This is a genomic window from Erwinia persicina, from assembly GCF_019844095.1.
Classification (GTDB): domain Bacteria; phylum Pseudomonadota; class Gammaproteobacteria; order Enterobacterales; family Enterobacteriaceae; genus Erwinia; species Erwinia persicina.
This window is the reverse complement of record NZ_CP082141.1, coordinates 3,917,219-3,943,369: the sequence shown is the minus strand read 5'-3', so window position 1 is coordinate 3,943,369 and position 26,151 is coordinate 3,917,219. Positions and strand designations below refer to the sequence as shown.

Genomic DNA, 26,151 nt, shown 5'->3' with positions numbered 1-26,151 from the left:
CAATAAATACCTGCCGCAGGATGGCGGCTGGCAGACGATGGTGCCGCGGGTCACGTACTGAACACGAATAGCACAATCTGTGCCCTGATACCCGCCGCCCGCACTGACGATCACCTGCCTTGCCGCAAACGCGCCATGATAACGGCTCTGACGATAAATCAAGGAGCGGGCGATGAGTAGTGAAGTGGATGTGGGGTTCACCCACGTAGCGTTTGAAGTGCAGGACTTACAAAAAAGTATCGATTTCTATCAGCGCTATGCCGGGATGCAGGTGGTGCACCAGCGCGAGCCGGGGGTGCCGGAGGCCGAAAAAGTGGCCTGGCTTTCTGACCTGACCCGACCGTTTGCGCTGGTGCTGGTGCAGACTGCGGTCAGAAGGGATACGCCCCTCGGGCCGTTCGGCCACCTTGGCGTTGCCTGCGCCACCCGCGAAGAGATTGACCGTAAAGTCGCGCTGGCAGAAAAAGAGGGCGTGCTGCGCAAAGCGCCGGTTCAGTTCCCTGAGCCCGTGGGCTACTGGGCTTTCTTTGCCGATCCCGATGGCAACACGCTGGAACTCTCTTACGGCCAGCAGGTGGGGTTGCAGGCGATGATTACCCGTGATCTGTAACGTCTGATAATGCTGATTACCAGGCTAATTATTAGCCTGGTAACACAATGACATCCCCTTTTACAGTCTGGTGATAAGCCTGACAAAACCGCCAGAATCCACTTCTGTCTTACATGATATAAACAAGTTATTAACATTCTTGTGAGCCTCTAAGACAGGACCCTCTCTATGCTTAACTGGACTTCGACTCAGCGCAATGTCGCTTTCGCCTGTTTCGGCAGCTGGACGCTGGATGCGTTTGACTTTTTTATCCTGGTCTTCGTGCTCAGTGATATCGCGGATAATTTTCACGTCAGCATCACCGATGTATCACTGGCGATTATGCTGACGCTGGCGGTGCGACCACTGGGCGCGCTGCTGTTTGGCCGGCTGGCAGAAAAATTCGGTCGCCGGCCTGTGCTGATGGCCAACATTATCGCCTTTACGATTTTTGAGCTGCTCTCCGCCTGGTCTCCCTCGCTACTGTGGTTCCTGGCCTTCCGCGTGATTTACGGGGTGGCGATGGGCGGCGTCTGGGGAGTCGCCTCTTCCCTGGCGATGGAAACCATCCCTGACCGCTCGCGGGGGCTGATGTCAGGCGTATTTCAGGCGGGTTATCCCTTTGGCTATCTGCTGGCCTCCGTGGTGTTTGGTCTGTTTTACAGCCTGGTAGGCTGGCGCGGGATGTTCCTGATTGGTGCGCTGCCGGTGTTACTGCTGCCGTTCATCTACTTTAAAGTCCCCGAGTCGCCGGTGTGGCTGGCAGCGCGCGAGCGCAAAGAGACGGTGGCGCTGCTGCCGGTGCTGAAAAGCCACTGGAAGCTCTGCGTCTATCTGGTGCTGCTGATGGCCTGCTTTAACTTCTTCAGCCACGGTACGCAGGATCTCTACCCGACCTATCTGAAAGTGCAGCAGGGGTTTGCACCTCATACCATCAGCATTATTGCCATTTTCTACAACATTGCGGCGATCCTTGGCGGCATTCTGTTTGGGGCGCTGTCGGAAAAAACAGGCCGTAAGAAGGCGATAATCATCGCAGCTTTCCTGGCGCTGCCGGTGCTGCCGCTGTGGGCTTTTTCCAGCGGATCCTGGGCGGTGGGTGCAGGCGCGTTTCTGATGCAGTTTATGGTGCAGGGCGCATGGGGGGTGGTGCCGGGCTGGCTGACGGAGCTGGTGCCTGCCGGGGCGCGCGCGGTTCTGCCGGGGTTTGTCTATCAGTTAGGAAATCTGGTGGCGTCGGTCAACGCCACGCTGCAGTCAAAAATCGCCATTGCCAACGGCAACAATTACGCGCTGGCGATGGCGATAGTGGCCGGTACTGTGGCGGTGTTGATTTGTGTGATTGTCGCCTTTGGCCGGGAAACGCGGGGGGCGATTATTTCGGGTCAGTCGTAACGCACCCCGGCGTCGTGTCAGCCTGCCTGCTGGAGGGGGGGCTGGCAGACATCGATCCACTGCGCCCCGGTCAGCTGCGCCATATATTCAGGGGCAATGCGGACCGCGCTGTGAATGGCCCCGGCAGCCGGCAGCACTTCCTGATAGTCCCTGAGCGACACGTCGCAGTAGACGGTCAGCGGGTTTTCCAGACCAAAGGGGCAGACGCCGCCCACCGGATGACCGGTCCAGCTCACCACTTCATCGGTATTCAGCATTCTGGCTTTTGCCCCGAGCGCCTCTTTCAGTTTGCGGTTATCCAGCCGTGCGTCACCTCGCGTGACAATCAGAACCACACGATCCTTCACTTTTAACGACAGGGTCTTGGCAATCTGCCCCGGCTCAACCTGATGAGCGGCGGCAGCAAGGGCGACGGTGGCGGTGCTTTCTGACAGTTCAATGATGTCAATTTCGGGTGCGCGATCGGCAAAAAACTGCCGTACTGACTCCAGACTCATGCTTATCTCCTGCGTGATGAAGAGATAAAATTGCCATATTGTCCACGATCTGTAAACGTCAAAAAAATGGCTCTTGCCCGGTAAGAAACAAACACCATCGTTAATCATTTAAAAACTTAATTCGCAGCAATATCTTATTTTTAGCGGGCTGGACGGGGATTTGTATTAAAGAAAAGGTTAAGCTTTTAAAATGAATGGGCCTTAAATAAGGCCGCCTTCATTTTTTATAACGCATCGGCAGCCTGGCTTAAGTGTTTTTTTACCAGGTCATGATGGGAGAGAATAGTATTACGCCCCTGGTTTTTAGCCAGATATAACGCCCGATCGGCATTTGCCAGTGCATTGTCAAAATCTTCGCCCAGCAGCGGGGCAATGCCGGCACTAATGGTCACATGGGTGGCAACCCGATCATTGAAGCGGTGAGGGATTTCCAGGTCCAGTACATATTGACGGATGCGCTCGGCCAGTTTCAGGGCAATAGATTCATTTACGTTGGTCAGTAATACCAGAAATTCTTCCCCACCGTAGCGCGTCACAATATCACGTGAGCGTACCGCATCGCGGATGGCGACCGAGACGCGTGCCAGTGCCTGATCCCCCATCGCATGACCATAGTTATCGTTATAAGCTTTGAAGTTATCAATATCCAGCAGCAGGACAAAATGGCTGCCCGCATGGTTATCCAGAATATTCTCCAGCCGGTTTTTCAGCCCGCGCCGGTTATACAACCCGGTTAGCGGATCCAGCATACTCAGGTCGCTGTAGGTCTCTTTCTCTTCATAGAGCTGGCTCACCAGACGCCGGGTAAAGTTATCACGCCGCCGCAGCATCAGGTGATGCAGGGTAAAACCGAACAGCGGCAGGATAATGGTAAACAGCAGCACAAAGGTATTCTGGCCATGGTCCAGTATCAGCACTGTTGCGGAGGCAGGGGCCGTGTGCAGACAGAACGCGAGCAGGTGATCGCCCAGCGCGATGGCACTGATAAAAAACACACTTACCAGTGAGATCAGCAGGAAGCTGTTTTCAAAATAAAAATTTTGCTGATACTTCAGCCCAATTTGCCAGGCCCAAAGTACGCCGGTGATCAGGGCCGCACTATTTAATAGTGGGAATGTCCCCAGCGGTTTTAAAACCATCCAGATGAGTAACATGATGCTCAATATTATAATGGTCGCCGTAGGTAGGGTCACCATCGGGGCGGAAAGACGATTAACATTGAGCATGGAAAATACGGCAGTCGCTGTGTTTAAAAAAAGAAATAGCATCAACGATAGCCGATGCTTGCTGTTAAGCAATTCATCGTAGCTTTGTAATTTCATTATGATTACTCGTGACTGCCCTGAAATACCTAAACACGACCTTATTAAATCGCTGATATTTCGTAATTGGAATAGTTTAGAGCCGTTATTATTAGATTTTTCTGAATATTGATCGCTGCCAATCTACCACTTAAACGCGAAGCTGTCATCTGGCGGGATAAAGTTTCAACAACAATATGCTGCAAAGTGATAAAAACTATCATATGATATTGGTAATCATTATCATTTGCGATTGTGTGGACACTGCAAGGCTGACGGGCGTCGTGTCCGCGTGCGGCTTATAGGGGGGAAGCGGGATGACAGGCAAAAAACTGGATAGCGGCTGGGGCGTGCTGGTGCCTTGTGCGATGATGCCGCTGGTGGCGCTAATGGAGTTGTCATTCAGTGAGTGGCGGGTGCTGATGGTGGTGGCTTTCCTGGCAACCGTGGTGATGCTGTATCATAAGCGTCTGCGCCACTATATGCTGCTGCCCTCCTGTATTGCACTGGCCGCTGGACTGGTCGCACTGTCGGTGAATTATTCCGGGATGTAGTTCAGCGAGATCGGGCAGTAAAACAGGGAGGTTTATTATCGAAAGAGAGTGTGCTGGGATAATGCTGAGGTCAGAAAGAGGGGAATACCAGGGGATGCAACGTATTCAACATGGTGCGAAGAGAGGGACTTGAACCCTCACGTCCGTTAAGACACTAACACCTGAAGCTAGCGCGTCTACCAATTCCGCCACCTTCGCGTCCTGTTGAACTTTTTTATTCATATCACCGCATTTGGTGCGAAGAGAGGGACTTGAACCCTCACGTCCGTTAAGACACTAACACCTGAAGCTAGCGCGTCTACCAATTCCGCCACCTTCGCGCAGATGCTGCGTAATATGAACAACGTGGTTTTTGGTGCGAAGAGAGGGACTTGAACCCTCACGTCCGTTAAGACACTAACACCTGAAGCTAGCGCGTCTACCAATTCCGCCACCTTCGCATACCCGCAACATAACAATGTTATATCGCAACCACGGAGGCGCATTCTAGAGATTTTACCCGCTACGTCAACAGTTATTTCTTATTGTTGAAACAATCGCCTGGAAAAGAATCGCCAGGGGCAGAGGGGCGGCCGTAAAACAGTCGACCCCTGCCAGAAACGGACATCAGCGGCGTTATTTCTTCGGTGGACGGCCTTTGACGGCGCGGTACACCTTAAAGCGGCCGTTCTGCAACAGCACTTCATGGCTGCCGAAGGTTTCGTCCAGCACCTGCGGATAAGGCAGGAAGGCATTCGCCACGATACGCAGCTCTCCGCCGGTGTTCAGGTGCGTGATTGCCCCACGGATCAGCGTCTGCGCGGCATCAAGGCTGGTCTGTACACCATCATGGAACGGCGGGTTAGACAGGATCATATCAAAGCGGCCGGGGATGTCTGAGTAGACATTACTGGCAAACACTTCACCTTCCAGCTGGTTGGCGGCCAGCGTGGCTTTACTGGCTTCAATGGCCGCTGCATTCACGTCGGTCAGCGTCAGACGCACCTTCGGTGAGTGGGTGGCCAGCAGGGCGGCAATGACGCCTGCGCCGCAGCCCATATCCAGCACTTTGCCTTTGGTGTGAGGCTTGAGGGTGGAGAGCAACAGCTGACTGCCGATATCGAGCGCATCGCGGCTGAACACGCCGGGCAGCGTTTTGATGGTGAGGTCGCCCAGCGGGTATTCATCCCAGAAGGTGTCGACCGCAAAGGTCGGCTGCTTATCCAGCCTGCCGTGATACAGTCCACAGCGGCGGGCGCTGTCGATCTTGGTGACGGTCGCCCAGCCTTCCAGCATCTGTTCCGCACTACGTACGCCGCTGCGGTTTTCACCGATAACGAAAATATCGCAGCCGACCGGCAGCAGGGACAGCAGGTTCTGTAGCTGGAACTGAACTTCAGGTTTGTTTTTTGTCCAGTAGTAGACCAGGGTGTCGCAGTCTGCGACCACCTCGGGGGTGGCAACCAGACCATAATGGGCGTTTTCCCCAAGGGCACGGCTGAGGATCTGCCAGTGATGGTATTGCTGGGTATGTACCCGGCTCAGCGCCGTTTCCAGCTGGGCGGGCAGGTCATCCTGCAGGTCACCAGCAAACAGCACGCGGCGTTCAGTAAACTCATCACTATGGCGCAGTATCACTTCACTGGCCGGGGTAAATGCGGACATCGATGGCTCCTTATAAATCAGAGCGGCGATTATACCCTGCATACCTGAAGCTGCAACTGCGTTAGCTGCGTCGTTTATTGGCACCGTTTCGACGAATTTGCTAGCATGGCGGCGCATTCAGGCGACCAGACAGGATAATAAGATGTCTTCCAGACGTGACTGGTTATTAGAGCAAATGGGCATCACGCAGTATACGCTGCGGCGTCCGCGCGCCCTGCAGGGCGAAATCGCGGTGACGTTGCCCGCAGAGACCCGCCTGGTGATTGTGGCGGAAACCCCTCCGGCGCTGCACGATCCGCTGGTAAACGATGTCCTGCGCGCCCTGAATCTGCAGGTGCCACAGGTACAGGCGTTGACGCCAGACCAGCTGGAAATGCTGCCGGATGATGCCCGCTGCAACAGCTGGTGCTTAGGACTTGATGCCCCGGTGCCATTGGCCGGAACCCAACTGGCTTCGCCGTTACTGGCGGAGCTCTATCACAATGCCGCCGCCAAACGGGCGCTCTGGCTGCAGATTTGTCAAAATGAATCAGATTTCCTTACTCACAGCGCACGATCTTGAACAGGCGTATGCCATTGAGCAGCGCAGCCACGCTTTTCCCTGGACTGAAAAAACCTTTACCAGCAATCAGGGTGAACGTTACCTGAATTATCGCCTGACGGTGGATGAGACGCTGGCGGCGTTTGCCATTACTCAGGTAGTACTGGATGAAGCCACGTTGTTTAATCTGGCCGTCGACCCGGCCTTTCAGCGCCGGGGCCTCGGCCGCGAGCTGTTACAGCACCTGATTAGCGAGCTGGAGCAGCGCGGCATAGTGACGCTGTGGCTGGAGGTCCGGGCCTCTAATCACGCGGCGATAGCGCTGTATGAGCAGCTTGATTTCAATGAAGTCTCCATCCGCCGCAACTATTACCCGGCGGCAGACGGGGGCAAAGAAGATGCGATCATGATGGCCCTGACGATTTAAAGGGGGCATAGCACAGGCTCTCTGACCTGCCCTTGCGGGATCAGGCTGTGCTCACACCTTGCCGATGACGAGAACGCCTGAATATTGAAGGCCATGGATTTAAGGAATGACGATGCTCAACAACTGGGACTGGGTTTTATTTGACGCTGACGAGACGCTGTTCCACTTCGATGCGTTTGCCGGTTTGCAGCGTCTGTTTCAGCAGTACGATGTGCCGTTCAGCCGCGCTGACTATGACGACTATCAGGCAATTAATAAGCCGCTGTGGGTGGACTACCAGAATGGAGCCATCAGCGCCCTGCAGCTTCAACATCAGCGTTTTGAGGGCTGGGCGGCAAGGCTGGATGTCACGGCCGGCGATCTGAACACCGGATTTCTGGGCGCCATGGCGGAGATCTGTACGCCGCTCGACGGGGCCGTCGAACTGCTGACTGCGCTGAAGGGGCGGGTGAAAATGGGCATTATCACCAACGGCTTTACTGCGCTGCAGCAGGCACGCCTGGAACGCACCGGCTTTCTGGGGGTGTTCGATGTACTGGTGATCTCAGAGCAGGTGGGCCATGCCAAGCCGCATCCGGCCATCTTTGACTATGCGTTAAACCAGATGGGCAACCCGCTGCGCGAACGGGTGCTGATGGTCGGTGATAACCCGGATTCGGATATTTTAGGTGGGATCAACGCCGGTATGGCGACCTGCTGGCTGAATGCGGATAGCCGTCCACGGCCGGAAGGCATTACCCCCACCTGGGAGGTCACGTCTCTGAAAGCGTTACAGAATAAGTTAGTCGGCTGATCGAAACAGACCATCCGCGACCAGGACGGCGAGGGTTTACCGGGCGGGTGGACGGCAAAAAACGTCCACCCGCCACGTACCAGGGCGGGGGATTACAGCCCCAGTTTGTCGAAATCGGACGCGTCGTGACGCTCTGGCAGCTGTTCGTTTTCCGGCCCCCAGGTGCGGTTAACGACGCGGCCGCGTTTTACTGCCGGACGGGCAGCAACTTCATCGGTCCAGCGCAGCAGATTTTTATAGGAACCGGCATCAAGGAACTCCGCCGCGTCGTAGGCCAGTCCCTTCACCAGCGTGCCGTACCACGGCCACACCGCCATATCGGCAATAGTGTAGTTTTCCCCGGCAATATACCGGTGTTTCGCCAGCTGCTGGTCAAGCAGGTCGAGCTGACGTTTGGCTTCCATCGTAAAGCGGTCGATGGCGTACTCGATCTTCACCGGGGCATAATGATAGAAATGGCCAAACCCGCCACCCAGGTAGGGTGCCGCACCCTGCAGCCAGAACAGCCAGTTCAGCGTTTCCGTACGGCCAGCCGGATCTTTTGGCAGGAAGTGACCCATTTTTTCGGCCAGATAGAGCAGAATGGCACCTGACTCAAATACGCGGGTACCCGGCACGGTGCTGTTATCAAGCAGGGCCGGGATCTTGGAGTTGGGATTGACGGCCACAAAACCGGAAGAGAACTGTTCGCTGTCGCCAATGCGGATCAGATGCGCATCATACTCCGCCTCCTGCACGTTCAGCGCCAGCAGCTCTTCCAGCAGGATGGTGACCTTCTGTCCGTTCGGCGTCCCCATCGAATAAAGCTGCAGCGGGTGTTTGCCAACCGGCAGATCGGCCTCAAAGCGTGCGCCAGCTGTCGGACGGTTGATGCTGCCCCAGGTGCCGCCCAGACCTTTATTTTCGCTCCAGACTTTCGCAGGTTGATACTCTTTATCGCTCATAATTCAACGGGCCCTTTTGCAAAATAAATGGCAGGTAATGAACTAAACATAGTGGAACAGGGTGATAAACGCGATCAGGTATAGCATTACGCAGGCGAGCACGTTTACCTTCAAAGAGCACAATGACACAAGGAGAGTCTGAAATGAATTCAACGGATCTCACCACGCTACATGCCGCCGGGCTGGCCGTGACGGCCGATGGCCGCATCTGTTGTGCGTGGCAGTCTGCCATGCCGGCTTACCACGACAGCGAGTGGGGGCGCGTGGTGGTCGATGACATAATGTTGTATGAAAAAGTGTGTCTGGAGGGGTTTCTCTCCGGCATGTCATGGAAGATGATCTATAACAAGCGCGATAATTTCCGCCGTGCCTTTGCCGGCTTCGACTTTCGGCTTGTGGCACGGTTCGGTGAGGACGATATTGCACGGCTGATGGCGGATAAAAGCATTGTGCGTAATCGCGCCAAAATCGTTTCTGCTATCAACAATGCCCAGCGGGCGCTGGCGCTGGTGGAGGAGGCGGGTTCGCTTGCTGCCTGGTTCTGGCAGTTTGAGCCAGCTCCGGAGAGGCGTCCGGCAAAAATTGATCTGCCGTTCTGGCAAACGGTAAAAACCTGCCCGGAAGCCGAAGCGATGTCAAAAGCGCTGAAAAAACGCGGCTGGACCTGGGTGGGGCCGGTGGCCACCTATTCGCTTATGCAGGCGCTGGGGCTGGTGAACGATCACCTGGAGGGGTGCTGCTGCCGGGCGGAGTGTGAGGCGGAACGCGCGCGGTTAATCCGTCCGCGCTGACCCGCTACCGGGGCTGACTGTCGCACTTTCGGTTGAATAAGCGCCGGTCAGTCATTGTGTATAACGCCGGGATAAGCGAAAATGCCGCCCATTATCGATTAATCGGCTGTGGTTCCCGTTGCGCGCGCTCCGTCGCACGGCGGCGCAGCGTCAAACCAGAAGAAGCGTCATGTCAAATGCACCCTTTATGCAGGAGGTGGCCCGTCGCCGCACTTTTGCCATCATTTCTCACCCGGATGCCGGTAAAACCACCATCACTGAAAAAGTGCTGCTGTTCGGACAGGCTATCCAGACCGCCGGTACAGTAAAAGGCCGTGGCTCCAACCAGCATGCTAAATCAGACTGGATGGAGATGGAAAAACAGCGTGGGATCTCCATTACCACCTCGGTGATGCAGTTTCCGTATCGCGGTAGCCTGGTCAACCTGCTGGATACCCCGGGGCACGAAGACTTCTCGGAAGATACCTATCGTACCCTGACCGCCGTCGACTGCTGTCTGATGGTGATCGACGCCGCCAAGGGCGTTGAGGATCGTACCCGTAAGCTGATGGAAGTGACCCGTCTGCGTGACACCCCGATCCTGACCTTTATGAACAAACTTGACCGTGACATCCGCGATCCCATGGAAGTGATGGATGAAGTGGAAAGCGAGCTGAAAATTGCCTGCGCGCCTATCACCTGGCCTGTGGGCTGCGGCAAGCTGTTCAAAGGCGTGTACCACCTGTACAAAAATGAAACCTACCTGTATCAGACCGGTAAGGGCCATACCATCCAGGAAGTGCGCATTGTTAAAGGGCTGGATAACCCGGAGCTGGATGCAGCGATTGGTGAAGATCTTGCTGCACAGCTGCGTGACGAGCTTGAGCTGGTGCAGGGTGCATCGCACGAGTTTGACCGTGAAGCCTTCCTCAACGGAAAGTTAAGCCCGGTATTCTTTGGGACGGCGCTGGGCAACTTCGGCGTAGACCATATGCTCGACGGGCTGGTCGAGTGGGCACCGTCACCGATGCCGCGTAACACCGATGTCCGTACTGTTACCGCGACGGACGAGAAATTTACCGGCTTTGTCTTCAAGATCCAGGCGAACATGGATCCGAAACACCGTGACCGCGTGGCCTTTATGCGCGTGGTTTCCGGCAAGTATGAAAAAGGCATGAAGCTACGTCAGGTGCGTACCGGGAAAGACGTGGTGATCGCGGATGCACTGACCTTTATGGCCGGTGACCGTTCGCACGTGGAAGAAGCGTATCCGGGCGATATTATCGGCCTGCATAACCACGGCACTATTCAGATCGGCGACACCTTTACCCAGGGTGAGAACATGAAGTTCACCGGTATTCCGAACTTCGCGCCGGAACTGTTCCGCCGCATTCGCCTGCGCGACCCGCTGAAGCAGAAACAGCTGCTGAAAGGGCTGGTGCAGCTGTCGGAAGAGGGTGCCGTGCAGGTGTTCCGTCCGGTACACAACAACGATCTTATCGTTGGGGCTGTCGGTGTGCTGCAGTTCGACGTGGTCGTGGCCCGTCTGAAAAGCGAGTACAACGTCGAAGCCATCTACGAAGCGATCAACGTCGCCACCGCCCGCTGGGTAGAGTGCAGTGACGCGAAGAAGTTTGATGAATTCCAGCGTAAGAACGAAGTGAACCTGGCGCTTGATGGCGGTGATAACCTCACCTATATCGCGCCGACCATGGTGAATCTGAATATTACTCAGGAACGTTATCCTGACGTGGTATTCCGTAAAACGCGCGAACATTAATCCTCCAGGGACGGACTCTGTGTTTGGAGGCCGTCCACCGCGCAGTGCGCGTTCAGGTTGAAAGGCGGCCGCAACACAGGGTCGCCCCCCTTACCGTACAGACTCCTCCTAAAACCCCTCTTTTTTGCTGCTTTATCCAACAAATCATCCGTCATCCCCGGTGAAATCCTCATTACCGACTATATTCATTTCTACAGGACGAAAAATACGCGGCGCGATGGCTGCAACGTTCAACGGCAAAAGTACCATCTTGCCAACAACTACAGTCACGCCGTTTGTGACTGAAAAGCTCACCGTTGTGAGTGCAAAAGACAAAAGGAACGAATCGATGATGAAGACTAAAATGGCAAAAACGCTGATGGCCCTGATGGTAGGTTCTGCTCTGGTAAGCGGTTCTGCGCTGGCAGAAGGCACCATGACGGGCAAAGCGGAGTCTACGGCAGACAGCGCGGGTTCAAAAATCGATAGCTCTATGAAAAAAGTCGGCGGCTATATGGATGACAGCGGCGTGACGGCAAAAGTGAAAGCCGCGCTGGTGGACAACGATGCCATCAAAAGCACCGATATTTCCGTTGAAACGCACGAAGGTGTTGTGACGTTGAACGGCTTTGTGACTTCGCAGGATCAGGCTGAACTGGCCGTTGCCGCCGCTAAGAAAGTGGAAGGCGTGAAATCCGTGAGCGATAAACTACACGTAAAAGACAGCACAAAACAGTCAGTAAGCGGTTATGCAGGCGATACTGCAACGACCAGCGAAATTAAGGCTAAACTGTTAGCAGACGACATCGTACCTTCACGTAATGTGAAAGTGGAAACCACCAACGGTGTGGTTCAGCTGTCCGGTGCGGTGAAGACGCAGGCGCAGTCCGAGCGCGCTGAAGGTATTGCCAAAGCCATTGAAGGCGTGAAAAGCGTTAAAAACGATTTGACCGTTAAGTAATGGCCCGGCGGCCCGTATCAGGGGCCGCCAGTCGATTCACCCGCAAAGAAAAAACGTTCGCCCCTGCTGTGCAGGTGATGTGAATGATAAAAACTGTTCGATTTCACTACTGGTAAGGAGAGGCATATGTTTCGTTGGGGTATTATCTTTCTGATTATTGCGCTGATTGCTGCGGCGTTAGGTTTCGGTGGTTTGGCGGGTACAGCGGCATGGGCTGCAAAAATCGTCTTTGTCGTCGGTATTATTATCTTCCTTATCAGCCTGTTTACCGGACGTAAAAAACTCTAGTACAACAGCCTAAGTCGTTAATTAAGCAATAAGCGCCTCACGCACGTGACTGAGAACAGGTATCCTCTCTTTCTTTACCTTGAGAGGATACCTGGCTTGGGCATACGCATCCCGATAACCCTCGGCAATATTGCGCCGCTGGCGTTAAAACCCTTCCACCCAGGCAAACTTGCCCTGGTCTGTGAAGGCGGTGGGCAACGCGGTATCTTCACCGCTGGTGTGCTGGACAGTTTCCAGCAGGCTCACTTTAATCCCTTTGATCTGATGCTCGGCACCTCTGCCGGGGCACAAAATCTGTCGGCTTTTGTCTGCGCCCAGCCAGGTTATGCCCGCCGCGTCATTACCCGTTACACCACCAGCAAACAGTTTTTCGATCCGCTGCGCTTTGTGCGCGGGGGGCATCTTATCGATCTCGACTGGCTGATAGATATTACCCGCAGGGAGTTTCCGCTGGCGATGGCGTCGGCTGACAAGCTGTTCTCCAGTGGGCGCGAGTTTTATATGTGCGCCTGTCGCAGCGATGACTATACCCCCGGCTACTTTTCGCCTACGCCGGACACCTGGCATGACATTATCAGAGCCTCCAGCGCGATACCGGGTTTTTACCGGCCGGGCGTGCTGCTGGATGGGGTCAGCTATCTTGACGGCGGGATCCGCGATGCCATCCCGGTCCGCGAGGCCGCCCGGCGCGGCGCGGAAACCATCGTGGTGATCCGCACGGTACCGTCGCAGATGACCTATACTCCTCAGTGGCTGAAACGCGTGGAACGCTGGCTGAGTGACGGAGCGCTGCAGCCGCTGATCAATATTATGCAGGTGCATGAAGAGAGCTACGGCGAGATCCAGCGCTTTATTGATAAGCCGCCGGGGAAACTGCGGATCATTGAAATTTACCCGCCCCGCCCGCTGGCCAGTTCGGCGCTCGGCAGCCGGATCGCTTCGCTGAATCAGGATTACCACCTGGGCAGGCGCTGCGGCCGTTATTTCCTTGCCACACTGGGGCAGTTCCTGAGCGAAGGCAGCAGCCTGACCCGCTTCCGTACGGTGGTGCCGCCCGCTGCTGTGGCCAATGAGTCTGACCGGCAGGGGATCCTGCCTGGTCCGCTGTCAGGCAATGATGTTGGCTTTGATAAAGGATCGCTGGCATGACGCTGCGCTTCGTTGATACCCACTGTCACTTTGATTTTGCCCCATTTGCCGGCGATGAAGCGGCCAGTATTGCCCGCGCCGCGGCGGCGGGAGTAGAGAAGATCATTGCCGTGGGGGTGTCGGCTTCGCGCTTTGAAGGTGTACTGGCGCTGGCAGAACAGTATCAGGCTGTTTACGCAGCACTGGGCGTGCATCCGATGGCGATTGCAGAGCACCAGCCGCAGGATCTGGTAACGCTGGAACAGCACCTGCAGCGCCGGCGCAATAAGCTGGTGGCCGTGGGTGAAATTGGCCTCGATCTCTATATCGATAATCCGCAGTTTGACCGCCAGCAGACGCTGCTGGACGCACAGCTGCGGCTGGCGCGTGAGTACGACCTGCCGGTGATCCTGCATTCGCGCCGCACGCATGACAAGCTGGTTCAGCATCTGCGGCGTATCGATCTGCCACGCCGTGGCGTGGTGCACGGTTTTGCCGGCAGTGAACAGCAGGCGCTGGCCTTCATCCGCGCCGGGTATGCCATCGGCGTGGGCGGAACCATCACCTACGAGCGCGCCAGCAAAACCCGCCGGGCGATATCCCGGCTGCCGCTGACGTCACTGTTACTGGAGACGGACTCACCCGATATGCCTTTGCAGGGATTCCAGGGGGAGCCTAACCGCCCTGAGCGGGTAAAAAATGTCTGGCAGACGCTGTGTGAACTGCGTGCTGAACCCCCACAACAGATTGCTGAAACGCTGCGTGAAAACACCCGCATCCTCTTTGGTCTTTGAACACACCCGACTTGCCTGATCCTGTCCGATCCCGTAATGTTATTATTATAACATTTTCCTCTGGCCCCACCTGGCTGTCCCTGCGCCAGCAGCGGCCATCAGAGGTGATTTAAATCACCTTTAATGTAATAATCATGAAACTGTCATCTTTTTATTGTGAGGATCGCCACAACATGCCGGGGATCCCGCTGTTATAATTCTAACATTACAGGGCATTTCAGGCTGCCAGCCTGGCGATCGTGCCCTGACTGATAACGATCTGGAGATAAACCATGTCCGATGTAAAAACTCAGGCGCTGCGTGCGCTGCAACTGATGGATTTGACCACCCTGAATGACGACGATACCGATGCAAAGGTCATCGCCCTGTGTCATCAGGCGAAATCCCCGGCGGGGAATACGGCGGCCATCTGTATTTACCCACGTTTTATCCCGATTGCACGTAAAACGCTGCGTGAACAGGGCACCCCCGATATTCGTATCGCCACGGTGACTAACTTCCCGCACGGCAATGATGATATTGCCATTGCGCTGGCCGAAACCCGCGCGGCCATTGCCTACGGCGCCGATGAGGTCGATGTGGTGTTCCCTTACCGGGCGCTGATTGCCGGCAATGAAACGGTCGGCTTCGAGCTGGTAAAAGCCTGTAAAACCGCTTGTGCTGAAGCCAACGTGCTGCTGAAAGTGATCATTGAAACCGGTGAGTTGAAAGAAGAAGCGCTGATCCGCAAAGCCTCAGAGATTGCGATTGATGCCGGCGCTGACTTTATCAAAACCTCTACCGGTAAAGTGCCGGTGAATGCCACCCCGGAAGTCGCGGAAATCATGATGCGCGTTATCGCTGAAAAAGGGGTGAAAGCGCAGGTCGGCTTTAAGCCTGCTGGCGGCGTCCGTACCGCTGACGATGCAGCGATCTACCTGAAGCTGGCCGATGATATTCTGGGCAGCGACTGGGCGGATGCGCGTCATTTCCGCTTTGGTGCCTCCAGCCTGCTCGCCAGCCTGCTGAATACCGCCGGTTTTAGTGGCGCGACCAGCGACAGCAAATATTAACAGGCGGGTGGGTTCGCCATGTTGAACCCGCGCCGGCCGCAGCTAAACGGGCTGTACTGATCACGCCCGTTTTGCACTTTAATTCATTGAAATACCGGGGGTTACCGTGTTCCTGCCACAAGAAATTATCCGTAAGAAACGTGATGGACTGGCGCTGAGTGAAGAAGAGATCCGCTTTTTTATCAACGGCGTGCGAGACAACACGGTATCTGAAGGGCAGATTGCTGCGCTGGCGATGACCATCTATTTCCACGATATGTCACTGCCAGAGCGTGTGGCCCTGACCATGGCGATGCGGGACTCCGGTTCGGTGCTGAACTGGAAGGCGCTTAACCTGAATGGCCCGGTGGTGGATAAACACTCCACCGGTGGCGTGGGGGATGTTACCTCCCTGATGCTGGGCCCGATGGTGGCAGCCTGCGGTGGCTTCGTGCCGATGATTTCCGGTCGTGGGCTGGGTCATACCGGCGGCACGCTGGACAAACTTGAGGCTATCCCCGGATTCGATATTTTCCCACAGGACGATCGTTTCCGTCAGATTATTAAAGACGTGGGTGTGGCCATTATCGGCCAGACCAGCTCACTGGCACCGGCGGATAAACGTTTTTACGCCACGCGTGATATTACCGCGACGGTGGACTCTATTCCGCTGATCACTGCGTCGATCCTCGCCAAGAAACTGGCGGAAGGACTGGATGCGCTGGTGATGGATGTCAAAGTGGGTTCAGGCGCCTTTATGCCGACTTTTGAACAGTCAGAAGCGCTGGCGCAGGCGATTGTCGGCGTAGCCAACGGGGCCGGATGCAAAACCACCGCGCTGCTGACCGACATGAATCAGGTGCTGGCCTCCAGCGCAGGTAATGCGCTTGAAGTCCGCGAGGCCGTTCAGTTCCTGACGGGGGCGTACCGCAACCCACGTCTGCTGGAAGTCACCCTCGCGCTGTGTAGTGAAATGCTGCTCTCCGGTGGTCTGGCTAAGAGTGATGAAGAGGCCAGGGCGAAACTTCAGGCCGTGCTGGACAACGGTCGTGCGGCTGAGGTGTTTGCCCGTATGGTTGCGGCGCAGAAGGGCCCGGCCGACTTTATCGAACGCATGGACAGCTATCTGCCAGCGCCGATGCTGAGTAAGGCCGTCTACGCCGACCGGGATGGCATCGTCAGCGCCATGGACACCCGTGCGCTGGGGATGGCCGTGGTATCGATGGGCGGTGGCCGTCGCCGCGCCAGTGACAGCATTGACTACAGCGTCGGCTTCAGTGAGATGGCGCAGTTAGGGGATGCCGTGGACGGCCAGCGTCCACTGGCGGTGATCCATGCCACCAGTGAAGCCAGCTGGCAGGAAGCCGCCACCGCCGTGAAAAAGGCCATTGCCCTCAGCGACGTGAAACCCGAGTCAACGCCAGTTATTTATCGCAGAATATCGTAATTAGGGGTATTCTGTTCTGATCGCATTTTTTTAACGCTCATCGCGAAAATCGCGCAGGAGATCAGGATGAAACGTGCATTTATCATGGTGCTTGATTCCTTTGGAATCGGGCACAGCAAAGACGCCGACAAATTTGGCGATAAAGGCTCGGATACCCTCGGACATATTGCCGAGGCGTGCTTCAGGGGTGAAGCAGACAAAGGACGCAAAGGTCCGCTTCATCTGCCGAATCTGACGGCACTGGGGTTAGGCAAAGCGGCGGAAGCCTCCAGCGGTAAGTTCCCGCCCGGCCTGGACAAAGAGGCGGAGATCATCGGGGCATATGCCTACGCCAGCGAACTCTCTTCCGGTAAAGATACGCCGTCCGGGCACTGGGAAATTGCCGGGGTACCGGTGCTGTTTGACTGGGGCTACTTCAGCGATCTGGAAAACAGCTTCCCGCAGGAGCTGCTCGATCTGCTGGTGGAAAAAGCCAACCTGCCGGGCTACCTCGGTAACTGCCACTCCTCTGGTACCGTGATCCTTGACCAGCTGGGTGAAGAGCATATGAAAACCGGTAAGCCGATCTTCTACACCTCTGCTGACTCGGTGTTCCAGATTGCCTGCCATGAAGAGACATTCGGCCTCGATCGTCTCTACGAGCTGTGTGAAATTGCGCGCGAAGCGCTGACCGAAGGCGGTTACAATATTGGTCGCGTCATTGCGCGTCCGTTTATTGGTGATAAGCCGGGCAGCTTTGAACGTACCGGTAACCGTCACGATCTGGCGGTAGAGCCACCTGCGCCGACCGTGCTGAAAAAGCTGGTCGACGAGCAGGGCGGAGAAGTGATCTCTGTGGGCAAAATTGCCGATATCTATGCACATGTTGGCATCACGAAAAAAGTGAAGGCAACAGGTCTGGACGCGCTGTTTGATGCGACGGTTGAAGAGATGAAAATCGCACCGGATAACAGCATCGTGTTCACCAACTTTGTTGACTTCGACTCCACTTGGGGCCACCGTCGCGATATTCCGGGCTATGCCGGTGGGCTGGAGTTGTTTGACCGCCGCCTGCCAGAGCTGATGGCGCAGGTGAAAGAGGGCGATATCCTGATCCTCACCGCTGACCATGGCTGTGATCCAAGCTGGCCGGGCACCGAGCATACCCGTGAGCATATCCCGGTGCTGATTTACGGCCCGGGCGTGAAGCCGGGCGACTATGGCTATCGCGAAACCTTTGCCGATATCGGCCAGACGGTTGCCCACTATTTTGGTCTTTCACCGATGGAATACGGTAAATCGTTATTCTGAAGGGAAAAGCGCAGTAACTCATTATTTGAATAAGGATTAAACATGGCTACGCCACATATTAACGCTGAGATGGGTGATTTCGCTGACGTCGTGCTGATGCCGGGCGATCCGCTGCGCGCGAAACACATCGCGGAAACCTTCCTGCAGGACGCGGTAGAGGTCAACAACGTCCGCGGGATGCTGGGCTACACCGGCACCTATAAAGGCCGCAAAATCTCGGTGATGGGCCACGGTATGGGTATTCCGTCCTGCTCAATCTACGCGAAAGAGCTGATTACCGATTTCGGCGTGAAAAAAATCATCCGCGTGGGTTCCTGCGGTGCGGTACGTGCCGATGTGAAACTGCGTGACGTGGTGATCGGCATGGGAGCGAGTACCGATTCCAAAGTGAACCGTATGCGTTTCAAAGACCATGATTTTGCGGCGATTGCTGACTTTGAGATGGTGCGCAACGCGGTTGACGCTGCGAAAGCGCTGGGTGTTGATGCCCGCGTCGGTAACATCTTCTCTGCCGATCTGTTCTATACCCCGGACCCGCAGATGTTTGATGTGATGGAAAAATACGGCATCCTGGGCGTGGAGATGGAAGCCGCAGGTATCTACGGCGTGGCGGCAGAGTTTGGAGCGAAAGCCCTGGCGATCTGCACCGTCTCTGACCACATCCGTTCCGGCGAGCAGACCACCGCTGCCGAACGCCAGACCACCTTCAGCGAGATGATTGAAATCGCGCTGGAGTCGGTACTGCTGGGCGACAAGGCCTGACACATAAGGTCAGCCCTGCATTACCGGTGCAATCTGCTGTGCCCAGAGGGCGACCCGTTCCGGGTCGCCCTCTTTTTTTGCCGCCATCCGATGCTGAAGGCCGCAGCACCTTGATGACGGGCGTACATCAGTCATTGGTGAGCACTTTTATTTACAGGTATCGCTAATTTTTACCTGATCAATATTGAACACGCTGTCATCAGCGGCAGAGAAAATCACCAGACCGCTCACTTTGCCCAGGGGTTTCAGCTTGCCACTGGCCAGATGGGTCGCCACGCGATCGACAGGAAACACCCTGTTGTCACTGGTATAACCCTTCAGGCAATAGCGCTTCAGGTCGACGGCGGTGGAGGTGGTGTTTTCCAGCGTCACATCGAAGGTTTTTCCATAATTATTCAGATCCCCTGCCGATCTCGATTTCATCTCCTTTTGCGTCGCATACACGGTGATGCCTGATACGTCGGCCGCCAGTGTCGCCGCAGAAAAAGTCAGGCTTGCTGCTGCGATCGTGGCCAGAAGTGCGTTCCATTTCATCCTGTTCTCCTTGATTCGAATGTGTCAGAAAGCGCATGTTGCGCTGGTGAATCAATAAAATGCAGGGGATAAGAAGCAGCGTACAGAACATCAAGAGCTATTCCGCAGGAATAGCTCTCTTTGCCGGAGGGGTCAGTCGGTTTTTGCGGCCGTTTCACTCATTGCCGGGGCATCGGGACTTTTTTCTTCGTCTTCCTCATCGTCCTCTTTCACCGGATTATTGGCGGTGAGCAGGAACGGCGACTGCTGCCAGCGGGTTCGGCGGGAGCGCAGCAGCGTCCGCGAAAGAATGATGCCAATCGCCAGCGCCAGCAGCATCATCAGACGCAGAATGTTGGTGGTGTTATCCACCTGTTTGGATTCGGTGACCAGCACGTGGGTATCGAGCGTCACGCGTAAAAATCCGCGCGGGCCATCTTTACTGGCCAGCGGTTCGACAATCTGATGGTTGAAGTAGCTGCCGGCACGCTGGCCGTCGAGCGCCAGGCGGTCACGGACGTTAATATTTTCCCCGCTGTGAGCCACCAGGCTGCCGGAGCTGTCATATAACGAGGCATCCAGAATGCGGCTTTCATGGGTCATCTGGTTAAGCGAATCGATGATCCGCTGATGGTTATCATCCGGGTTTTCCATCAGCGGTGTCAGGCTCCAGGCGACCTGGCGCGTTAACGTATGTGCCAGTTCCTCGACCTGTTCAGAGCGTGCCATCTGATGACCAAGACTGAACCAGGAGGCGCCCTGCATCAGGACAACCAGCAGCGTCAGGCAAATCAGGACGATCACCGTACGGTGCAGGCGAAACTTCAGTTTGGCTTTAGCCATCTCAACCCTTCAATCGTGGTGGACAAACCGGTTTTCGGTCATGAGCTTTATGTTGCCAGAACCCGCTGTAACAAGGTAGCCTCTTGGATTATTTTGCGCAGAATTGCGTGTTGAATGTCCCTACAGGAGCTGTAATGCCAAATAGCCTTACCTGGTGCGACCTGCCTGCCGAAGTCCCTCTCTGGCCGGGGTTGCCACTCTCTTTAAGCGGTGATGAAGTGATGCCGCTGGACTACCGCGCTGGCCGTACCGGCTGGTTACTGTATGGACGTCAACTTGATAAAGCCCGTCTGACCGAATTTCAGCGCCAGCTGGGCGCGGCCATGGTGATTGTCAGCGCCTGGGTAGTGGAAGACTATCAGGTGGTGCGGCTGGCCGGTTCCCTGACGCCGCGCGCCATGAAGCTGGCGCATGAGGCCGGCATGGACGTCGCGCCGTTAGGACGCATTCCGCATCTGAAAACACCGGGCCTGCTGGTGATGGATATGGATTCGACGGCGATTGAGATCGAATGCATTGATGAAATTGCCAAACTGGCGGGCTGCGGAGAGCAGGTGGCGGAAGTGACCGAACGCGCAATGCGCGGCGAGCTGGACTTCGCGGCCAGCCTGCGCCAGCGTGTGGCCACGTTGAAAGATGCGGATGCGACTATCCTGAAAACGGTGCGTGATGCACTGCCGCTGATGCCGGGGCTGACCTCGCTGGTGGCGAAGCTGCAGGCGCTGGGCTGGCAGGTGGCGATCGCCTCCGGCGGCTTTACCTATTTTGCTGAATATCTGCGCGATACCCTGCATCTGTCGGCGATTGCCGCCAACGAGCTGGAAATTCGCGACGGCAGGCTTACCGGGGAAGTGCTGGGTGATATCGTTGATGCGCAGTACAAAGCGGATACCCTGCGCAAACTGGCCGCCCGCTTTGAGATCGACCCGGCACAGACGGTAGCCGTCGGAGACGGTGCCAATGACCTGCCGATGATCAAAGCCTCGGCGCTGGGCATTGCTTATCATGCCAAGCCGAAAGTGAACGAACAGACCGAAGTGATTATTCGTCATGCTGACCTGATGGGCGTGTTCTGCATTCTCAGCGGCAGCCTGATCCATGAAGAGCGTTAAGGGGTAGACTTGGCTAAAGCGGTAAAGCGTGCCTTTGTTTGTAATGAATGTGGCGCAGATTATCCTCGCTGGCAGGGCCAATGCAGTGCCTGCCATGCGTGGAACACGATTACCGAGGTGCGGCTGGCAGCCTCGCCGACGGTAGCACGCAATGAACGCCTGACGGGCTACGCCGGCAGCGCGGGTCCGAGCCGGGTGCAGAAACTGTCGGACATCAGTCTGGATGAGCTGCCGCGTTTCTCCACCGGTTTTAAGGAGTTTGACCGCGTACTCGGCGGCGGCGTTGTGCCGGGCAGTGCGATCCTGATCGGGGGGAATCCTGGTGCAGGGAAAAGTACACTGCTCCTGCAAACCCTGTGCAAGCTGGCGGAAGGGATGAAAACCCTGTACGTCACCGGGGAGGAGTCGCTGCAACAGGTGGCCATGCGCGCCCATCGTCTGGGTTTACCTACCGAAAATCTGAATATGCTGTCCGAAACCAGCATTGAGCAGATCTGCCTGATCGCCGAGCAGGAACAGCCTAAACTGATGGTGATCGACTCGATTCAGGTGATGCATATGGCAGATATCCAGTCATCGCCGGGCAGCGTGGCACAGGTGCGTGAAACGGCCGCCTATCTGACCCGTTTTGCCAAGACCAAAGGTGTGGCCATTGTGATGGTGGGCCACGTCACCAAAGACGGCTCGCTGGCCGGCCCGAAGGTGCTGGAGCACTGTATTGACTGTTCGGTGCTGCTGGACGGCGATGCCGACTCCCGCTTCCGCACCTTGCGCAGCCATAAAAACCGCTTTGGGGCGGTCAATGAGCTGGGGGTGTTCGCCATGACCGAGCAGGGGCTGCGTGAAGTCAGCAACCCGTCAGCGATTTTCCTCAGCCGGGGGGATGAAGTGACGTCAGGCAGTTCGGTGATGGTGCTGTGGGAAGGAACGCGCCCGCTGCTGGTGGAGATTCAGGCGCTGGTCGATCATTCAATGATGGGGAATCCCCGCCGCGTTGCCGTGGGGCTGGAACAAAACCGTCTGGCGATCCTGCTGGCGGTGCTGCACCGCCACGGCGGCCTGCAGATGGCCGATCAGGACGTGTTTGTTAACGTGGTCGGCGGCGTGAAGGTCACGGAAACCAGTGCCGACCTGGCACTGATGCTGTCAATGGTGTCCAGCCTGCGTGACCGTCCGTTACCGCAGGATCTGGTGGTGTTTGGCGAAGTCGGGCTGGCGGGCGAGATCCGTCCGGTGCCCAGCGGGCAGGAGCGTATCTCGGAAGCGGCGAAGCATGGCTTCCGCCGGGCCATTGTGCCGATGGCCAATGTGCCCAAAAAACCGCCGGAAAACATGAAAGTCTACGGGGTGAAAAAACTGGCTGACGCGTTGTCTATACTCGACGAACTTTAAAGGGAGCTAGTGCATGTCATCGTTTGACTACCTTAAGACCGCGATTCGCCAGCAGGGGTGTACCCTGCAGCAGGTCTCTGACGCCAGCGGTATGACCAAGGGTTACCTCAGTCAGTTACTGAATGCGAAAATCAAAAGCCCCAGCGCTCAGAAGCTGGAAGCACTGCACCGTTTTCTCGGCCTTGAATTTCCACGTCGGGAGAAAACCATTGGCGTCGTGTTTGGTAAGTTTTACCCGCTGCACACCGGCCATATCTATCTGATCCAGCGTGCCTGCAGCCAGGTTGACGAACTGCACATCATTATGTGCTTCGATGAACCGCGCGACCGCCAGCTGTTTGAAGACAGCGCGATGTCACAGCAACCGACGGTCAGCGACCGCCTGCGCTGGCTGTTGCAGACCTTTAAATATCAGAAAAACATTCGCATTCACTCGTTTAACGAAGAGGGAATGGAGCCTTATCCCTACGGCTGGAATGTCTGGAGCGACGGCGTAAAGGCGTTTATGGACGAGCAGGGTATTCTCCCGAACCGTATTTACACCAGCGAGGAGGGCGATGCGAAACAGTTCACCGCGCATCTGGGGGTGGAAACCATCGTTATCGATCCCCGTCGCTCCTTTATGAATATCAGCGGTGGCCAGATCCGTCAGGATCCGTTCCGCTACTGGGAATACATTCCCACCGAAGTGAAGCCCTTTTTCGTACGAACGGTGGCGATCCTCGGCGGCGAATCGAGCGGTAAGTCCACGCTGGTCAACAAGCTGGCCAACATCTTTAACACCACTAGCGCCTGGGAATTTGGCCGCGATTATGTCTTTTCGCATCTGGGCGGGGACGAGATGGCGTTGCAATATTCGGATTACGATAAGATCGCGCTGGGGCAGGCACAGTACATCGATTTTGCGGTGAAGTACGCCAACAAAGTGGCCTTTATCGACACCGACTTTGTGACCACCCAGGCATTCTGTAAGAAGTATGAGGGGCGTGAGCATCCGTTTGTGCAGGCACTGATCGATGAGTATCGCTTCGACCTGGTGATCCTGGTAGAGAACAACGTGCCGTGGGTGGCCGATGGCCTGCGCAGCCTGGGTAGCTCTGTTGATCGCAAAGAATTTCAGTCGCTACTGATCGCCATGCTGGATGAAAACAACATCAAGTACGTCCACGTGGAACAGGACAGCTACGACGAGCGCTTCCTGCGCTGTGTGGATCTGGTTAAACAGATGCTGGGCGATCAGAAATAGTCGCCCTTATTAACGCGGATGCCGTAATTCCGCGTATCGCTGCCGGGGGACGGCTTGTGAGTCCCCGGCAGCGATACGCGCCCCGCAACGGCAATCAAGGCCGCCGCCCTGGCGATGATCAATAAACAATAACGACTTTACCGCGCATATGGCCGTCCAGCACCAGCTGGTGGGCTTCCGTCAGCGTCTCCACGCTCAGACCCTGCAGGGTTTTGCTCAGTGAACCCGCCAGCTTGCCTTCGTCCAGCAGCGCTGCTGTCGCTTGCAGAATCTCCCCCTGCCGCGCAATATCCGCTGTGGTGAACATGCTGCGTGTATACATAAACTCGAAGTGCAGCGCGGCACTCTTCAGCTTCAGCTGATCCATATTCAGCGGTTTTTCATTTTCAACAATGGTGCAGATATGACCCTGCGGGGCGATCAGCTGGCTCATTGCCTCCCAGTGGCCATCGGTATCGTTCAGGCAGAAAATATAGTCGACCTGTTTGATGCCCTGTTGCTCCAGCTCACCCGCCATATCTCGATAATCAATCACCAGGTCAGCCCCGCGTTCCCGGCACCACTGGGCAGAATCCGGGCGTGAGGCGGTCGCAATGACCGTTACCTTGCTGTGCAGTTTAGCCAGGGGGATAGCCAGCGATCCCACGCCGCCCGCACCGCCAACGATCAGCAGGGTTTTGCCCGCTGCTGCCTTATCCAGCTGCAGGCGATCGAACAGGCCTTCCCATGCCGTGAGAGCGGTCAGCGGGATCGCTGCGGCTTCAGCCCAGTCCAGGGTGCGGGGTTTATGGCCGGTAATGCGGGCATCGATCAGCTGCTGGCTGGCATTGCTGCCGGAGCGGGTGATGTCACCGGCATAATAGACTTCGTCACCGGCTTTAAAACCGGTCACTTTACTGCCGGTGGCCAGCACCACGCCGCTGGCATCCCAGCCGAGCACGCGCGGCTGTTCAAGGCCATTTTTCTGTGCGCCTTTGTGAACCTTGGTGTCCACCGGGTTGACGGAAGCGGCTTTCACCTCAACCAGCAGGTCATAGTCACCCGCGACCGGCTGAGGGTACTCAATAGCAATAAACTGCTGCGGATTTTCTGGATTGATCGCAATCGCTTTGGTGGTCATAGCATTTCTCCTGAATGATGTGCTATCAGTGTAGGGAAAATAAACCCTGATGATAAGATGGACAATAACGCACTCAGTGTTCGCGAGGGATGAACAATAATGTTTAAACAGTTGCAGGATATGGCCCTGTTTGCGCTGGTCGCAGAATGCGGTAGCTTTACCGCCGCAGCGAATCGCGCAGGATTACCGAAATCCAGCGTCAGCCAGCGCGTTGGCCAGTTGGAGCTGGCGCTGGGCCTGCGGCTGATCAATCGTACGACGCGCCAGCTTAACCTGACCTTTGCTGGTGAACGCTATCTGGTCCATTGCCAGGAGATGCTGCAGGCCAGTGAGAGGGCGGCGACGGCCATTGAACGGCTGCGTGATAATCCCAGCGGCCGTTTGCGTATCACCTCACCGGCCGGCATTGGTGCGACGTTACTGGCACGGCTCAATACCGCTTTTCAGCAGGAATACCCGGACGTCACGCTGGATGTGTCGGTTTCCGATGAGATCTGCGATCTGGTGCAGGGCGGGTATGACGTGGCGCTGCGCACCGGCAGACCGCAGGATTCCTCGCTGATCGGTCGCCGTATTGGCTACTGTGAAAGACTGCTGGTAGCTTCACCGGACTATCTGGCAGCCCATCCACCGCTGGCCCATCCCGGCCAGCTGTCTGAGCACCGTTCCATTGCCCATCGCGCGTGGAATGAATGGGTACTGAAACGGGGGGAGGAGTATTACCGCTGGCTGCTGCCGCCTGCTCATGTCACGGATAATCTGGTCTATGCACGCGAATGCGCGCTGGGCAATGCCGGGATCACACTGTTACCGCGCTTCTTAACTGAAGACGGGTTGTTGCAGGGAAGGTTGTTGAGGGTGCTACCGGAGTGGGAAATGGAAGGCAATGAGCTGTGGCTGGTGTATCCAGGCCGTAAGCTGAATTCCCCTGCGCTGATGCGGTTTATTGATTTTGCGATACAGTCCCCGATATTCCGGGAATTCTACACATAGGGGGCGATCGCGTTTTC

At 56.1% G+C, this 26,151-nt stretch carries 27 protein-coding genes and 3 tRNA genes; 20 read left to right on the top strand and 10 right to left on the bottom strand.

The annotated features are described in order from the left end of the window. Nucleotides 1–172: 172 nt before the first annotated feature. Together K6L24_RS18260 and K6L24_RS18255 are read left to right on the top strand one after the other, a co-directional pair. Complete coding sequence (locus tag K6L24_RS18260; RefSeq protein ID WP_222681700.1) at nt 173–610, top strand: VOC family protein; 438 nt, start codon at nt 173–175, stop codon at nt 608–610. 168 nt (nt 611–778) lie between these two features. Continuing rightward, nucleotides 779–1,984 (top strand): MFS transporter, encoded by a 1,206-nt coding sequence (locus K6L24_RS18255; protein WP_062745400.1) that lies wholly within the window; start codon nt 779–781, stop codon nt 1,982–1,984. A gap of 17 nt (nt 1,985–2,001) precedes the next feature. Here K6L24_RS18255 and K6L24_RS18250 read toward each other — a convergent pair whose 3' ends face one another. Then, a complete protein-coding gene (locus K6L24_RS18250; protein ID WP_062745398.1) occupies nt 2,002–2,481 on the bottom strand; it encodes a YbaK/EbsC family protein in 480 nt (159 codons plus the stop codon). Between the two features lie 224 nt (nt 2,482–2,705). Beyond that, nucleotides 2,706–3,803 (bottom strand): diguanylate cyclase, encoded by a 1,098-nt coding sequence (locus K6L24_RS18245; protein WP_137269102.1) that lies wholly within the window; start codon nt 3,801–3,803, stop codon nt 2,706–2,708. Nucleotides 3,804–4,099: 296 nt separating this feature from the next. Between K6L24_RS18245 and K6L24_RS18240 the strand changes: the two genes are divergently transcribed. Continuing rightward, nucleotides 4,100–4,336, top strand: a complete 237-nt coding sequence (locus K6L24_RS18240; protein WP_072277449.1) for a DUF1435 domain-containing protein — start codon at nt 4,100–4,102, stop codon at nt 4,334–4,336. 111 nt (nt 4,337–4,447) lie between these two features. On the opposite strand, the gene K6L24_RS18235 is transcribed toward K6L24_RS18240, so the two are convergent. The 4 genes from K6L24_RS18235 to rsmC form a co-directional block, all read right to left on the bottom strand. Next, nucleotides 4,448–4,534, bottom strand: a tRNA-Leu gene (locus K6L24_RS18235). 35 nt (nt 4,535–4,569) lie between these two features. Continuing rightward, nucleotides 4,570–4,656: transfer RNA gene (locus K6L24_RS18230), tRNA-Leu, on the bottom strand. Between the two features lie 33 nt (nt 4,657–4,689). Beyond that, nucleotides 4,690–4,776, bottom strand: a tRNA-Leu gene (locus K6L24_RS18225). A gap of 175 nt (nt 4,777–4,951) precedes the next feature. Continuing rightward, a complete protein-coding gene (gene rsmC / locus K6L24_RS18220; RefSeq protein WP_062747325.1) occupies nt 4,952–5,980 on the bottom strand; it encodes a 16S rRNA (guanine(1207)-N(2))-methyltransferase RsmC in 1,029 nt (342 codons plus the stop codon). 142 nt (nt 5,981–6,122) lie between these two features. Between rsmC and K6L24_RS18215 the strand changes: the two genes are divergently transcribed. The 3 genes from K6L24_RS18215 to yjjG all read left to right on the top strand — a co-directional run bounded on the left by K6L24_RS18215 (nt 6,123) and on the right by yjjG (nt 7,741). Further along, nucleotides 6,123–6,542, top strand: coding sequence for a DNA polymerase III subunit psi (locus tag K6L24_RS18215; protein WP_222681699.1), 420 nt, complete (start codon nt 6,123–6,125; stop codon nt 6,540–6,542). After that, nucleotides 6,505–6,948, top strand: coding sequence for a ribosomal protein S18-alanine N-acetyltransferase (gene rimI, locus K6L24_RS18210; protein ID WP_062747329.1), 444 nt, complete (start codon nt 6,505–6,507; stop codon nt 6,946–6,948). Before K6L24_RS18215 ends, rimI begins: the two co-directional genes overlap by 38 nt. Nucleotides 6,949–7,060: 112 nt before the next feature. Further along, nucleotides 7,061–7,741, top strand: coding sequence for a pyrimidine 5'-nucleotidase (gene yjjG / locus K6L24_RS18205; protein ID WP_062747331.1), 681 nt, complete (start codon nt 7,061–7,063; stop codon nt 7,739–7,741). 92 nt (nt 7,742–7,833) lie between these two features. Here yjjG and yghU read toward each other — a convergent pair whose 3' ends face one another. Continuing rightward, nucleotides 7,834–8,685 carry a glutathione-dependent disulfide-bond oxidoreductase gene (yghU, locus tag K6L24_RS18200; protein WP_137269099.1) on the bottom strand — a complete coding sequence of 284 codons (852 nt, stop codon included), beginning with the start codon at nt 8,683–8,685 and terminating at the stop codon, nt 7,834–7,836. A 143-nt stretch (nt 8,686–8,828) separates the two neighbouring features. Between yghU and K6L24_RS18195 the strand changes: the two genes are divergently transcribed. From K6L24_RS18195 to deoD, 10 genes are all read left to right on the top strand, one after another. Beyond that, nucleotides 8,829–9,476, top strand: coding sequence for a DNA-3-methyladenine glycosylase I (locus K6L24_RS18195; protein ID WP_062747336.1), 648 nt, complete (start codon nt 8,829–8,831; stop codon nt 9,474–9,476). Between the two features lie 169 nt (nt 9,477–9,645). Further along, a complete protein-coding gene (gene prfC / locus K6L24_RS18190) occupies nt 9,646–11,235 on the top strand; it encodes a peptide chain release factor 3 (protein ID WP_062747338.1) in 1,590 nt (529 codons plus the stop codon). A 328-nt stretch (nt 11,236–11,563) separates the two neighbouring features. Continuing rightward, nucleotides 11,564–12,175: a molecular chaperone OsmY gene (gene osmY, locus K6L24_RS18185; RefSeq protein WP_062747340.1), complete on the top strand. Its 612-nt coding sequence runs from the start codon at nt 11,564–11,566 to the stop codon at nt 12,173–12,175. Between the two features lie 126 nt (nt 12,176–12,301). Continuing rightward, complete coding sequence (locus K6L24_RS18180; protein ID WP_013200641.1) at nt 12,302–12,463, top strand: DUF1328 domain-containing protein; 162 nt, start codon at nt 12,302–12,304, stop codon at nt 12,461–12,463. 96 nt (nt 12,464–12,559) lie between these two features. Next, a complete protein-coding gene (locus K6L24_RS18175; protein ID WP_062747342.1) occupies nt 12,560–13,612 on the top strand; it encodes a patatin-like phospholipase family protein in 1,053 nt (350 codons plus the stop codon). Further along, complete coding sequence (locus tag K6L24_RS18170) at nt 13,609–14,385, top strand: TatD family hydrolase (RefSeq protein WP_118664710.1); 777 nt, start codon at nt 13,609–13,611, stop codon at nt 14,383–14,385. Before K6L24_RS18175 ends, K6L24_RS18170 begins: the two co-directional genes overlap by 4 nt. A gap of 272 nt (nt 14,386–14,657) precedes the next feature. Continuing rightward, nucleotides 14,658–15,437 (top strand): deoxyribose-phosphate aldolase, encoded by a 780-nt coding sequence (gene deoC / locus K6L24_RS18165; RefSeq protein ID WP_191934227.1) that lies wholly within the window; start codon nt 14,658–14,660, stop codon nt 15,435–15,437. Nucleotides 15,438–15,543: 106 nt separating this feature from the next. After that, nucleotides 15,544–16,863, top strand: coding sequence for a thymidine phosphorylase (deoA, locus tag K6L24_RS18160; protein ID WP_222681698.1), 1,320 nt, complete (start codon nt 15,544–15,546; stop codon nt 16,861–16,863). A gap of 66 nt (nt 16,864–16,929) precedes the next feature. After that, complete coding sequence (gene deoB / locus K6L24_RS18155) at nt 16,930–18,153, top strand: phosphopentomutase (protein ID WP_062747353.1); 1,224 nt, start codon at nt 16,930–16,932, stop codon at nt 18,151–18,153. A 42-nt stretch (nt 18,154–18,195) separates the two neighbouring features. After that, nucleotides 18,196–18,915, top strand: a complete 720-nt coding sequence (gene deoD / locus K6L24_RS18150; RefSeq protein WP_062747355.1) for a purine-nucleoside phosphorylase — start codon at nt 18,196–18,198, stop codon at nt 18,913–18,915. Between the two features lie 147 nt (nt 18,916–19,062). On the opposite strand, the gene K6L24_RS18145 is transcribed toward deoD, so the two are convergent. Beyond that, nucleotides 19,063–19,449 carry a DUF4354 family protein gene (locus tag K6L24_RS18145; protein ID WP_062747357.1) on the bottom strand — a complete coding sequence of 129 codons (387 nt, stop codon included), beginning with the start codon at nt 19,447–19,449 and terminating at the stop codon, nt 19,063–19,065. Between the two features lie 132 nt (nt 19,450–19,581). After that, nucleotides 19,582–20,271, bottom strand: coding sequence for a YtjB family periplasmic protein (locus tag K6L24_RS18140; protein ID WP_062747359.1), 690 nt, complete (start codon nt 20,269–20,271; stop codon nt 19,582–19,584). Between the two features lie 134 nt (nt 20,272–20,405). Between K6L24_RS18140 and serB the strand changes: the two genes are divergently transcribed. From serB to nadR, 3 genes are read left to right on the top strand one after another with little or no spacing between them, the layout of a single operon-like run. Next, on the top strand, nt 20,406–21,383 hold the full coding sequence (serB, locus tag K6L24_RS18135) for a phosphoserine phosphatase (protein WP_062747361.1): 978 nt from the start codon (nt 20,406–20,408) through the stop codon (nt 21,381–21,383). Between the two features lie 9 nt (nt 21,384–21,392). Beyond that, nucleotides 21,393–22,775: a DNA repair protein RadA gene (gene radA / locus K6L24_RS18130; protein ID WP_062747363.1), complete on the top strand. Its 1,383-nt coding sequence runs from the start codon at nt 21,393–21,395 to the stop codon at nt 22,773–22,775. A gap of 13 nt (nt 22,776–22,788) precedes the next feature. Next, the gene (gene nadR, locus K6L24_RS18125) at nt 22,789–24,021 is read left to right on the top strand and encodes a multifunctional transcriptional regulator/nicotinamide-nucleotide adenylyltransferase/ribosylnicotinamide kinase NadR (RefSeq protein ID WP_062747365.1); all 1,233 of its coding nucleotides are present in this window, start codon (nt 22,789–22,791) and stop codon (nt 24,019–24,021) included. A 118-nt stretch (nt 24,022–24,139) separates the two neighbouring features. Here nadR and K6L24_RS18120 read toward each other — a convergent pair whose 3' ends face one another. Then, nucleotides 24,140–25,141 carry a zinc-binding alcohol dehydrogenase family protein gene (locus K6L24_RS18120; protein WP_118664702.1) on the bottom strand — a complete coding sequence of 334 codons (1,002 nt, stop codon included), beginning with the start codon at nt 25,139–25,141 and terminating at the stop codon, nt 24,140–24,142. 96 nt (nt 25,142–25,237) lie between these two features. Here K6L24_RS18120 and K6L24_RS18115 point away from each other — a divergent pair, with 96 nt between their 5' ends. Beyond that, nucleotides 25,238–26,134 (top strand): LysR family transcriptional regulator, encoded by an 897-nt coding sequence (locus tag K6L24_RS18115; RefSeq protein ID WP_062747370.1) that lies wholly within the window; start codon nt 25,238–25,240, stop codon nt 26,132–26,134. The last annotated feature ends 17 nt before the right edge of the window (nt 26,135–26,151 follow it).

Excerpts from the sequence above, each read along its gene's own strand:
- K6L24_RS18260 (WP_222681700.1), top strand. The coding sequence starts at position 173 with ATGAGTAGTGAAGTGGATGTGGGGTTCACCCACGTAGCGTTTGAAGTG.
- K6L24_RS18255 (WP_062745400.1), top strand. The coding sequence starts at position 779 with ATGCTTAACTGGACTTCGACTCAGCGCAATGTCGCTTTCGCCTGTTTC.
- K6L24_RS18250 (WP_062745398.1), bottom strand. The coding sequence starts at position 2,481 with ATGAGTCTGGAGTCAGTACGGCAGTTTTTTGCCGATCGCGCACCCGAA.
- K6L24_RS18245 (WP_137269102.1), bottom strand. The coding sequence starts at position 3,803 with ATGAAATTACAAAGCTACGATGAATTGCTTAACAGCAAGCATCGGCTA.
- K6L24_RS18240 (WP_072277449.1), top strand. The coding sequence starts at position 4,100 with ATGACAGGCAAAAAACTGGATAGCGGCTGGGGCGTGCTGGTGCCTTGT.
- rsmC (WP_062747325.1), bottom strand. The coding sequence starts at position 5,980 with ATGTCCGCATTTACCCCGGCCAGTGAAGTGATACTGCGCCATAGTGAT.
- K6L24_RS18215 (WP_222681699.1), top strand. The coding sequence starts at position 6,123 with ATGTCTTCCAGACGTGACTGGTTATTAGAGCAAATGGGCATCACGCAG.
- rimI (WP_062747329.1), top strand. The coding sequence starts at position 6,505 with ATGAATCAGATTTCCTTACTCACAGCGCACGATCTTGAACAGGCGTAT.
- yjjG (WP_062747331.1), top strand. The coding sequence starts at position 7,061 with ATGCTCAACAACTGGGACTGGGTTTTATTTGACGCTGACGAGACGCTG.
- yghU (WP_137269099.1), bottom strand. The coding sequence starts at position 8,685 with ATGAGCGATAAAGAGTATCAACCTGCGAAAGTCTGGAGCGAAAATAAA.
- K6L24_RS18195 (WP_062747336.1), top strand. The coding sequence starts at position 8,829 with ATGAATTCAACGGATCTCACCACGCTACATGCCGCCGGGCTGGCCGTG.
- prfC (WP_062747338.1), top strand. The coding sequence starts at position 9,646 with ATGTCAAATGCACCCTTTATGCAGGAGGTGGCCCGTCGCCGCACTTTT.
- osmY (WP_062747340.1), top strand. The coding sequence starts at position 11,564 with ATGATGAAGACTAAAATGGCAAAAACGCTGATGGCCCTGATGGTAGGT.
- K6L24_RS18180 (WP_013200641.1), top strand. The coding sequence starts at position 12,302 with ATGTTTCGTTGGGGTATTATCTTTCTGATTATTGCGCTGATTGCTGCG.
- K6L24_RS18170 (WP_118664710.1), top strand. The coding sequence starts at position 13,609 with ATGACGCTGCGCTTCGTTGATACCCACTGTCACTTTGATTTTGCCCCA.
- deoC (WP_191934227.1), top strand. The coding sequence starts at position 14,658 with ATGTCCGATGTAAAAACTCAGGCGCTGCGTGCGCTGCAACTGATGGAT.
- deoB (WP_062747353.1), top strand. The coding sequence starts at position 16,930 with ATGAAACGTGCATTTATCATGGTGCTTGATTCCTTTGGAATCGGGCAC.
- deoD (WP_062747355.1), top strand. The coding sequence starts at position 18,196 with ATGGCTACGCCACATATTAACGCTGAGATGGGTGATTTCGCTGACGTC.
- K6L24_RS18145 (WP_062747357.1), bottom strand. The coding sequence starts at position 19,449 with ATGAAATGGAACGCACTTCTGGCCACGATCGCAGCAGCAAGCCTGACT.
- K6L24_RS18140 (WP_062747359.1), bottom strand. The coding sequence starts at position 20,271 with ATGGCTAAAGCCAAACTGAAGTTTCGCCTGCACCGTACGGTGATCGTC.
- serB (WP_062747361.1), top strand. The coding sequence starts at position 20,406 with ATGCCAAATAGCCTTACCTGGTGCGACCTGCCTGCCGAAGTCCCTCTC.
- nadR (WP_062747365.1), top strand. The coding sequence starts at position 22,789 with ATGTCATCGTTTGACTACCTTAAGACCGCGATTCGCCAGCAGGGGTGT.
- K6L24_RS18120 (WP_118664702.1), bottom strand. The coding sequence starts at position 25,141 with ATGACCACCAAAGCGATTGCGATCAATCCAGAAAATCCGCAGCAGTTT.